The sequence below is a fragment of the Methylobacterium guangdongense genome (assembly GCF_038442355.1).
Classification (GTDB): Bacteria; Pseudomonadota; Alphaproteobacteria; order Rhizobiales; family Beijerinckiaceae; genus Methylobacterium; species Methylobacterium guangdongense.
The window spans coordinates 64,444-73,888 of the sequence record NZ_JBBXMX010000019.1 but is presented as its reverse complement, the minus strand read 5'-3'; the positions used below and the strand labels follow the sequence as shown (position 1 = coordinate 73,888).

At 70.7% G+C, this 9,445-nt stretch carries 9 protein-coding genes; 4 read left to right on the top strand and 5 right to left on the bottom strand.

What is annotated here, in order from left to right; all coding sequences use genetic code 11:
- Positions 1-303: 303 nt before the first annotated feature.
- On the bottom strand, positions 304-1,647 hold the full coding sequence (locus AAHG09_RS25795; protein WP_342110352.1) for a UDP-glucose dehydrogenase family protein: 1,344 nt from the start codon (positions 1,645-1,647) through the stop codon (positions 304-306).
- Positions 1,648-1,998: 351 nt separating this feature from the next.
- Here AAHG09_RS25795 and argB point away from each other — a divergent pair, with 351 nt between their 5' ends.
- From argB to rplS, 3 genes are all read left to right on the top strand, one after another.
- Complete coding sequence (gene argB, locus AAHG09_RS25790) at positions 1,999-2,892, top strand: acetylglutamate kinase (RefSeq protein WP_243996940.1); 894 nt, start codon at positions 1,999-2,001, stop codon at positions 2,890-2,892.
- A gap of 157 nt (positions 2,893-3,049) precedes the next feature.
- Positions 3,050-3,790 carry a pyrimidine 5'-nucleotidase gene (locus AAHG09_RS25785; RefSeq protein ID WP_342110351.1) on the top strand — a complete coding sequence of 247 codons (741 nt, stop codon included), beginning with the start codon at positions 3,050-3,052 and terminating at the stop codon, positions 3,788-3,790.
- 144 nt (positions 3,791-3,934) lie between these two features.
- Positions 3,935-4,336, top strand: coding sequence for a 50S ribosomal protein L19 (gene rplS / locus AAHG09_RS25780; RefSeq protein WP_342110350.1), 402 nt, complete (start codon positions 3,935-3,937; stop codon positions 4,334-4,336).
- 142 nt (positions 4,337-4,478) lie between these two features.
- On the opposite strand, the gene AAHG09_RS25775 is transcribed toward rplS, so the two are convergent.
- The 4 genes from AAHG09_RS25775 to AAHG09_RS25760 all read right to left on the bottom strand — a co-directional run bounded on the left by AAHG09_RS25775 (position 4,479) and on the right by AAHG09_RS25760 (position 8,630).
- Positions 4,479-6,107 (bottom strand): methyl-accepting chemotaxis protein, encoded by a 1,629-nt coding sequence (locus AAHG09_RS25775; protein ID WP_342110349.1) that lies wholly within the window; start codon positions 6,105-6,107, stop codon positions 4,479-4,481.
- A 475-nt stretch (positions 6,108-6,582) separates the two neighbouring features.
- A complete protein-coding gene (locus AAHG09_RS25770; protein ID WP_342110348.1) occupies positions 6,583-7,359 on the bottom strand; it encodes a hypothetical protein in 777 nt (258 codons plus the stop codon).
- A 24-nt stretch (positions 7,360-7,383) separates the two neighbouring features.
- The gene (locus AAHG09_RS25765) at positions 7,384-7,584 is read right to left on the bottom strand and encodes a hypothetical protein (protein ID WP_342110347.1); all 201 of its coding nucleotides are present in this window, start codon (positions 7,582-7,584) and stop codon (positions 7,384-7,386) included.
- On the bottom strand, positions 7,581-8,630 hold the full coding sequence (locus tag AAHG09_RS25760; protein WP_342110346.1) for a hydantoinase/oxoprolinase family protein: 1,050 nt from the start codon (positions 8,628-8,630) through the stop codon (positions 7,581-7,583). Before AAHG09_RS25760 ends, AAHG09_RS25765 begins: the two co-directional genes overlap by 4 nt.
- A 21-nt stretch (positions 8,631-8,651) precedes the next feature.
- Between AAHG09_RS25760 and AAHG09_RS25755 the strand changes: the two genes are divergently transcribed.
- Entirely contained in the window at positions 8,652-9,368 is a 717-nt protein-coding gene (locus tag AAHG09_RS25755) for a HisA/HisF-related TIM barrel protein (protein WP_342110345.1), read from the top strand.
- The last annotated feature ends 77 nt before the right edge of the window (positions 9,369-9,445 follow it).

Here is a 9,445-nt window from a genome sequence, read left to right as displayed (position 1 = left end):
CGGCTCGCGACGAGTGAGTACCCTCTCACCCCTTACTGTGGCACCATTGCGGTGTCCAACCAGCCTGGATGCGAGGTCATCCCCGCGCGGCGAAATTGCCGAAGGCTGTGACATGTATTCATCAGAGACCTATCCAATTCCGGCGATCAGAACGCCAAGTTTGGACCGGTCGACTGGTCGTCGAGACGCCGGAACGATCATCAGAAAGCCACAGTTTCGCCCCGCGACCGGACAGCCGTCTGACGGCGTTGCGCCACGGCCATAAGAAGATCTTCGCAGGTGATCCGCGGATCATCACACAGATCAGGACGGGTTCGGCCCGGCGCCGGCGCCGTTTCGCCCGACGCCGCAATAGATAAAGCCGTGGCGTGCCGCGCTCTCGGGATCGTAGATGTTGCGCAGATCGACCAGGACGGGGGTCGCACCGCCGGACGCCATGGCCTGCCGCAGCCGGTCGAGGTCGAGGGCCCGGAAGGCGTTCCACTCGGTGACGATCACCAGCGCGTCCGCACCTTCCGCGCAGGCATAGGCGTTCTCGGCGTAATCCACAGACGGCATCAGAGCCCGGGCGTGCGCCATCCCTTCGGGATCGTAGGCCCGCACCTGCGCGCCCGCATCCTGCAGGCCCGCCACGATCGCCAGCGACGGCGCGTCGCGCATGTCATCCGTGTCGGGCTTGAAGGTCAGGCCGAGCAGCCCGATCGTCCGGCCCCGCACCGAGCCGCCGCAGGCCTTGATGATCTTCCGGGCCATGGCGCGCTTCCTCTGGTCGTTGACCGCCACCACGGTCTCGACCAGCCGCAGCGGCGTGCCGGCATCCTGGGCGGTCTTGACCAGCGCCAGGGTGTCCTTGGGGAAGCACGAGCCGCCGTAGCCCGGGCCGGCATGGAGGAACTTGGTGCCGATACGGTTGTCGAGCCCGATGCCGCGGGCGACCTGCTGCACGTCGGCGCCGACCGCCTCGCACAGGTCGGCCATCTCGTTGATGAATGTGATCTTGGCGGCCAGGAACGCGTTGGCGGCATACTTGGTCAGCTCGGCGGTGCGGCGACTGGTCACGAGGATCGGCGCGGCGTTGAGGTAGAGCGGCCGGTAGACCTCGCGCATCACCGCCTCGGCCCGAGCCTCCTCGGTGCCGACCACGATGCGGTCGGGCCGCTTGAAGTCGGAAATCGCCGCGCCCTCGCGCAGGAATTCGGGGTTGGAGGCGACGGCGCAGTCGGCCGCGGGGTTGGCCTCGCGGATGATGCGCTCGACCTCGTCGCCGGTGCCGACCGGGACGGTCGACTTGGTGATCACCACGGTGAAGCCCGAGAGCGCGCCGGCGATCTCCCGGGCGGCGTCGAACACGAAGCTCAGATCGGCGAAGCCGTCGCCGCGGCGGGACGGGGTGCCGACCGCGATGAACACCGCGTCGGCCTCGGCCACGGCCTCGCGCATGCTGGTGCGGAAGGCGAGCCGGCCCTGCCGGACGTTCTCGGCCACCAGCGCGTCGAGCCCCGGCTCGTAGATCGGCATGCGGCCGGCATTCAGGCTCGCGATTTTGTCGGGGTCGCGGTCGATGCAGACCACGCCGTGCCCGAAATCCGCCAGGCACGCCCCGGACACCAGGCCGACATACCCGGCCCCAATCATCGCGATCCGCATCCGGCCCTCCCGGCCACAAGCTCGAGCTTGCTGCAGCGCAGCATGGGCCGGGCGCCGCGGGGGTTCAAGCCGGGCAACCCTGGTTCTGCTTCAATCTGTAGCCCGTTTGCAACACACGGGAAGGGTGACTGTTTTTTGACAGCGGCGCGGTTCCGGCGGGGCGGCGCCGGCGGAATCGGGTCGGCTTCCCGCGACAGCCAGCCCCACGCCAGCATCCCCGCGCAAGGCGGCTTCGCAGGCCCGACGGCTTCCTGTAGAAGCGCCCCCGCCCGCCGGGCGCGCCGCAAGGCCGCCCCCGGGACCTGACCCGCGGATCGGCCACGATCGGCCCAGGATCAGCGAAGGACCGCGATGACCGAATTGCCGAACGTGCACGTACGCGCCGAAGTCCTGGCTCAGGCGCTGCCCCACATGCAGCGCTACGATCAGGAGATCGTGGTCATCAAGTACGGCGGCCACGCCATGGGCGACCGGTCGGCGGCCGAGGATTTCGCCGAGGACATCGTCCTCCTCGAACAATCCGGGCTCAAGCCGATCGTCGTGCACGGCGGCGGGCCGCAGATCGGCAAGATGCTCGACCGGCTCGGGATCCAGTCCGAGTTCCGCGGCGGCCTGCGGGTCACCGACGCGGCCACCGTGGAGGTAGTCGAGATGGTGCTCGCCGGCCTGATCAACAAGCAGATCGTCGGCTGGATCTCGGCCGAGGGCGGGCGGGCCGTCGGCCTGTGCGGCAAGGACGGCAACATGGTCCGGGCCAAGCGGGCGCTGAAGACCATGGTCGATCCCGAGAGCCATCTGGAGCAGACCATCGACCTCGGCCTCGTCGGCGAGCCGGAGCATGTCGAGCGCGGCGTGCTCGACGCGGTGCTGAAGGCCGAGCTGATCCCGGTGCTGGCGCCGGTCGCCTACGGGGCGGACGGGCAGACCTACAACGTCAACGCCGACACCTTCGCGGGGGCGATCGCGGGGGCGCTGCGGGCCAAGCGCCTGCTGCTGCTCACCGACGTTCCGGGCGTGCTCGACAAGGACAAGAAGCTGATTCCCGAACTCACCGTGGAGGATTGCCGTCGCCTGATCGCGGACGGCACCATCACGGGCGGGATGATCCCGAAGATCGAGACCTGCATGTACGCGATCGAGCGCGGCGTGGAGGCGGTCGTCATCCTCGACGGCAAGGTCAACCACGCGGTGCTGTTGGAGCTGTTCACCGATTACGGCGCCGGCACGCTGATCCGGCGCGGCTGAGGGCGCGCTCCGGCGACCGGCCTGCGCGGGGCGGAAACTTCCGCCCCGCGCAGGCATTGTCCTGCTCCGGGCCAGCCCCGAGCCAGCCAGGCTTGCGAGCTTGACCACAAAGATGTCAGATTCGCCCGCCCGGGGGCCATGAATCCAAGGGGATACGGTGCATCACCCCGACAAGGCCCAGTTCACCACGCCCGACGCGCGCGGCTTCGCCGAGGTCGATACCTGGGTGTTCGACCTCGACAACACGCTCTACCCGAGCGACGCCATGGTCTGGCCGCAGGTCGACGAACGGATCACGCTCTACGTGATGGGGCTCTACGGGCTCGACGGAATCTCGGCCCGCGCCCTGCAGAAGTACTTCTATCACCGCTACGGCACGACCCTGAAGGCGCTGATGGTCGAGGACGGGGTCGATCCCCACGCGTTCCTCGATTTCGCGCACGATATCGACCACTCGACGATCAAGCTCGACAAGGATCTCGGCGACGCGATCGAGCGGCTGCCGGGGCGCAAGCTGATCCTGACCAACGGCTCGCGCCGGCACGCCGAGAACGTGGCGGCCAAGCTCGGGATCCTCGACCATTTCGAGGACGTGTTCGACATCGCGGCCGCGGACTTCGTACCGAAGCCCGAGCGCTCGACCTACGAGCGCTTCCTGAAGGCCCACGGCGTCGAGCCGACCCGGGCCGCCCTGTTCGAGGACATCGCCCGCAACCTCGCGGTGCCGCACGACCTCGGCATGGCGACCGTCCTGGTGGTGCCGAAGGTGATCGACCCCTACCGCGAGGCGTTCGAGCAGGAGGCGGTGCGCGAGCCGCATATCGACCACATCACCGACGATCTGGCCGCGTTCCTGTCGAACTGCGTGCTGCCCGAGGCCGGGGCGGTGCCGGCCTGAGGGCGGTCCGCGCGGGCTTCGCAACGGCAATCGACAAGCCGGGATTGATCCTGTAGAGAGCCGGCCAACTCACAACAGGATCGCCGAAATCCTGGCGCCGACCGCCCATGAGGGGCGTCACGGCGCGACGGCTGGAGCTATGCCATGAACATCATCGAGCAGCTGGAGCGCGAGGAAGTCGCGCGCCTGGCCAAGACCATTCCGGATTTCGAGCCGGGCGACACGCTCATCGTCAACGTCCGCGTGAAGGAAGGCGAGCGCACCCGCGTCCAGGCCTACGAGGGCGTCTGCATCGCCCGCTCGGGCGGCGGCCTCAACGAGAGCTTCACGGTCCGCAAGATCTCCTACGGCGAGGGCGTGGAGCGCGTCTTCCCGGTGCATTCCCCGATGATCGATTCGATCAAGGTGGCCCGCCGCGGCAAGGTGCGCCGCGCCAAGCTGTACTACCTGCGCGACCGCCGCGGGAAGTCGGCCCGCATCGTCGAGCGCACCGACCGCTACAAGACCAAGGACGCCCCGGCCGCGGCGCCCGCCGCCGCCGAGTGACCCCGCGCGCCCACGGCGCGCCCCGACAGATCACGAAACCGGTTCGGCCATGCCGAGCCGGTTTTTTCATGTCCCGGGCTCCTCGCCCCGCGTTCCGCGCCCGGAGCCCGGAACGTGACCCTCGCCTTGCGGACCGCGCCGGTCAGGCAGCGCGAACCTGTCCGAGAAAACGCGCGATCTCATCGGAGAGCGCACCGGATTTCCGGGCGAGTTCTGCCGCGGCACCCAGCACCTGATCGGCCGCCCCCCCTGTCTCTTCGGCGACGCGTGACACGTCGGCCATATTGGCGGTCACCGTATCGGTGCCGCCGGCCGCCCGCGCGATGCTTTCGGCGATCGCCCCGGTGGCGACGCTCTGCTGCTCGATGGCGGCGGCAACCGTGATCGTCAGCCCGTTGACCTCCGCGACGGTCCGACCGATGCCCTGGAGCGCATCGACCGCTTGCCGGGTCGACGCCTGAACGGTGCCGATCCGGCCCGTGATCTGCTCGGTGGCGGTCGCGGTCTGTTGCGCCAGCGCCTTCACCTCCGCGGCGACCACAGCGAAACCCCGGCCGGCCTCACCGGCGCGGGCCGCCTCGATCGTGGCGTTGAGCGCCAGCAGGTTGGTCTGGTGGGCGATGGCCGCGATCATGCTGGCGACGGCGCCGATCTGCTCGGCCCCATCGGCAAGCTCGCCGACGATGGCATCCGTGCGCTCGGCCTCGGCGGCAGCTTGGTTGGTCAACGCCGAGGATTGGGTCATCTGCCCGGAGATCGTCTGGATGGTGCTCGCCATCTCCTCGGTCGCCGAGGCCACGCTCTGCACGTTCGCGGCGGTCGCATGGGCGGCCTCCGTGACGCGGGTCGCGCGGTCGCTGGTCCGCGCGGCCGTCCGTGCCATCGCCTCGGCGGTCGCCTGCATCGTGGCGACCGCCGCCGAGACCTGCGTCATCAGCGTCCCGGCCGTGGCCTCGAACGCTTTGGTCAGAGTGTCGAAGATCTGGCCGCGCCGGACCTTGGCCTCCGCCTCCTGCGCAACCGCGTGATCCAACGCGGCCTTCTCGATCAGCGCGCGCCGGAAGATCTCGACGGCCTTGGACATCCGGCCGATCTCGTCGGCCCGGTCGAGCCCGGGGACGGCCGCCGCGACATCGCCCTCGACCAGGGTCTGCATCCGGCGGCCGAGCCGGTCGAGCGGGCGCGTGATGCTCCGCCCCACCAGGACCGAGCCGAGCGCCCCGAGCACCCCGATACCGAGGAGCAGCACCCCGGCCGTGGCGGCCAGGGACAGGAAGGCCGTCCGGATATCGTCGGTGTAGGTGCCCGCCGCGATGAAGATGTCCCAGGGCTTGAACCGGACGGCGCGCGTGGCCTTCGGATAGAGCCCTTCGCGCCCTGGCCGGGGGTACATGTACTCGGTCAAGGTCGTGTCGGATGTCTTCAGCGCATCGATGATCGTTCCGGCCACGCGCACGCCGTTGACCGACGTGTTCAGCTGATTGGTGCCGATCAGCTTCCGATTGGGCACCGCCAGGACGGTGCCGTCCATCCCGTAGATGGCGACGTAGTTGGTCCCGCCGTCGAAGCGCATGGCGATGGCCGTTTCGGTCAGCTGGTGGAGGGCGGCGTCCCGGGTCAGGGCACCGCTCCGCACCCGCCCGTCGAGATCCTGGGCGTAGCTCACGAACAGCTCGGTGATCGCCTGCAGGGACTGCGTCCGCTCCGCCACCATCTCCCGGTAATAGAGCCGCAATCCGACAAGCCCGATGATCGCTATCATCGCCGCCATGAGCACTGTCTGTGCCAGAATCCTGTAAGATAACCTCAAGTTAGAAAATCGAAAGCTCATGTCAAATCTCGTCTTTGACGATTTTTCGATGATCTGCAGAGCACAAAGAGCGATGTCAACATGATCCGCGTTGCAAAAAATCTTGCCTGTCAGGACGCCGTCACTGCAACGCCGCTGTATCGACCCAACCCGCAGCGGCTTGACGCATCGATGCAGCACAACCTCAGCTCCATGCGGATGCCCCGCTCGTGAGGGATCTGCGCCGCGGCCTGGCCCCGAGGCCGGCGGGCAGGCCCCAGGGGCACCGAGACGGTGGGGTGCGGGCGATCGACCGCGGGCGTCGGTGCGGTGAGGGTCAGGCCGGGGCGAAGGGCGCCGACGCACTTCGCAACGGCATCGGAGGGTTGACGGACCGGGCGGCGAACAGGCTCGAGGCCCGCCCGCAGCGGGGTGCGGGCCTATGTCCGGGACGCACTCACGCCGCCCGCGGGCGACGGTGCGCGAACAGCCAGGGCAGGACGCAGGCGGCCGACGCGGCGATCGACAGCGCGTAGGCCAGGACCGGATCCATCGCCCCGAGGGTCGCGTGCACGCAGATATAAAAGGCCAGGACGCCGAACGCCCCCTGGGCGCTGCCGCGCACCACGTCGAGCGAGGCCCCGACCCCGTCCTGCATCCGCGCGAAGGCGATCAGCGGCCAGGAGATGATCGGGATCGGCGCCAGGACCCCGCTCAAGCCCGGCCCGAGCAGGGGCGCGAGGCTGGAGACGAGCAGGACCAGGGTCGTAGCCGCCGCCAGCCGGGCCGGCATGTCCCAGCGCGGCGGCCGGCGGGCCGGCGCGACGGGGGCGGGGCCCGACCGGCACAGGGCGACGACCAGCGCCATCATCGGCAGGTCGATCGCCGTGGCGAGCCATAGGCCGGGGCGGACGAGCCCGTGCAGCAGGGCGCCGCCCAGCACGAAGGCCGCGAGGGCAAGGCCGATGGCGGCGACAGCGCCCAGCCGCGGGGCGCAGAGGGCGTAGGCGAGATAGCACAGCGTCACCGCGCCGAGCCCCTCCGCCGAGCCGACCGCCGCCTCGCGGGCGAAGGGCTCGCCCTGCTCGACCGCGAGGTAGATCGAGATCGGTGCCGAGGTGAGCGGCAGGCCCGAGAGCAGGCCGCCGACGAGGCTGCCCCAGCGGCGCGCCGCCGCCGAGACGGCCCACATCAGCGTCGGGGTGACAAAGATCTTGGCGGCGATCAGGCTCACGGCAGAGTCCAGGCCCCCGCCCGATCAGGCGGCCGCGGGCGGCCCGTCATCCTCCGGCTCGGTCGGCGAATGGAGGATGTCCTCCAGTTCGTCGACCAGCCGGTCGATCTGGTCCTCGGTGGCGAGCACCTTCAGGACCTCGCCGGTCTCCGTCTCCACGGCCAATTCGATATGCGGCCCGACCCGGGCCGTGAGGATCCGGGCCAGGATCTTGATGGCGCTCATGCGACTGTCTCCTCCGCGGCGATGAGGCCGACCGCCGCCGCCGGCCCGCAGGTCGAGACCCCCTCGCGGGATCCGGCGACCCGGTCCTCCAGCAGCGCGATCAGCGGGACGCACGCGCGGCCGAGTCGGTCCGCGAGGCGCCTCCCCAGGAAAGCCCCGGCCCCGCAGGGGATCAGGGGCGCTGTCTCCGAAATATCCGGCCGGCCGAGCAGCAGCGCGGCGGCATCGTGCAGGAGGCGCAGCTGCGCCTCGGCGAAATGCCCGGCGAGCAGGGCCCAGGCCGAACCCGGGGCCTCCGCCCGGTCCCGCCCGACGATCCGGGCGAGGCGGGTCTCGCTTTCGGCCACGGACTTGCCTTTCCGGTCGCCGCTCGCCTGCTGGTCGGCCCCCTCGGGGAGCAGACCGAGGATCCGATAGGCGTCCGCCATATGGGCGAAGGTCTCGGTCATCAGTCGCGTGCGTCGGCCGCCGAAGGGGGCGTGGTCGGCAAGCGCGATCACGGGCGTGCGCACCACGCCCGTGTAGACGAGTTCCCCCGTCTCCAGGCGCTCGGCATCGCTGTAGCCCGTAGCCGCCGGTCGGCCGCCGACGATCGGGATCAGATCGGTGGTGGTGGAGCCGATGTCGATGAGCAGGGCGTCCGGGGCGCGCCGCCCGGCGAGCGCCGCGGTGGCGTGCCAGTTGGCCGAGGCCACGTCGGCGGCGACCGCCGCGGCCGCCTCCGGGGCGACGAAGCCGGACCGGCCGGCATAGATCCGCACGGGGCCGGCCAGCCGCGCCGCCGCCCATCCGGACAGGGCAGCCACGCCCTCCCGCCGGTCGGCGAAGCAGTCGGTCAGCTCGCCCGTCATGGTGACCGCGTGCCGGGCCTCGCCCCGGGCCCAGTCGGGCAGGGCCGCCAGCGCCTGATCGAGGGCGGGTACGCCCTGCCAGAGGGGGCAGGGGACCTGGACGGCCGCCACCACGCGTCCGGCCTCCACCAGGGCGGCCTTGACGTGAACCCCGCCGAGGTCCCACCCGATCGTCGTCTGGGCTGGTGAGAGCATGGGACCGCGATGAACGCCTCGATGGACCACGGATTCGGGCGCCCCGGCTTCGCGGTGATCCCGGTGCTCGATCTCCGGGGCGGCCGCGTGGTGCGGGCGCGCCGGGGCGAGCGCTCCTCCTATGCCCCGATCGAGACGCCCTTGGCAAAGGGATCCGCACCCGACGCGGTGGCGCGCGGCCTGTGCGACGCATGGCCGGCCACGATCCTCTACGTGGCGGATCTCGACGCGATCATCGACCGGGCGCCGCCGGACCTGGCGGCGCTCACGGCGATCACCCGCGCCTGCCCGGGCATCGCCCTCTGGGTGGATGCGGGCTTCGCCGATCCCGCAGGCGTCGCGGACTTTCTGGCAACCGGCCTCGGCCGGCCGGTAATCGGCAGCGAGAGCCAGGCCGATCCCGGACTGGCGACGCGCTTCGGGGACCGCGCCGTGCTCTCCCTCGACACGCGCGGCGCGGAGCGGCTCGGCCCTGCCGCCCTCCACGACGACCCGTCGCTCTGGCCGCCCGAGGTGATCGCGATGACGCTCGCCCAGGTCGGGGCCGGGCAGGGGCCCGACGTCGCGGCGCTTGCGGCGATCCAGGCGCGGGCCCCGGATCGCCGGCTCTACGCGGCCGGCGGCGTGCGCGGCCCGGCCGATCTGCGGGCGCTGCGCGCGGCCGGGATCGCCGGTGCCCTGGTGGCCTCGGCGCTGCACGACGGCGCCCTGTCCCGGGCCGACGCGCGTGGTCTTTGAGATCGGCATCGTCTCGTCCCGCAAGCCGGTGACCACCTTCCGGGACGATGCCCCGGCCCGACGCTTCCGGCCCGCGC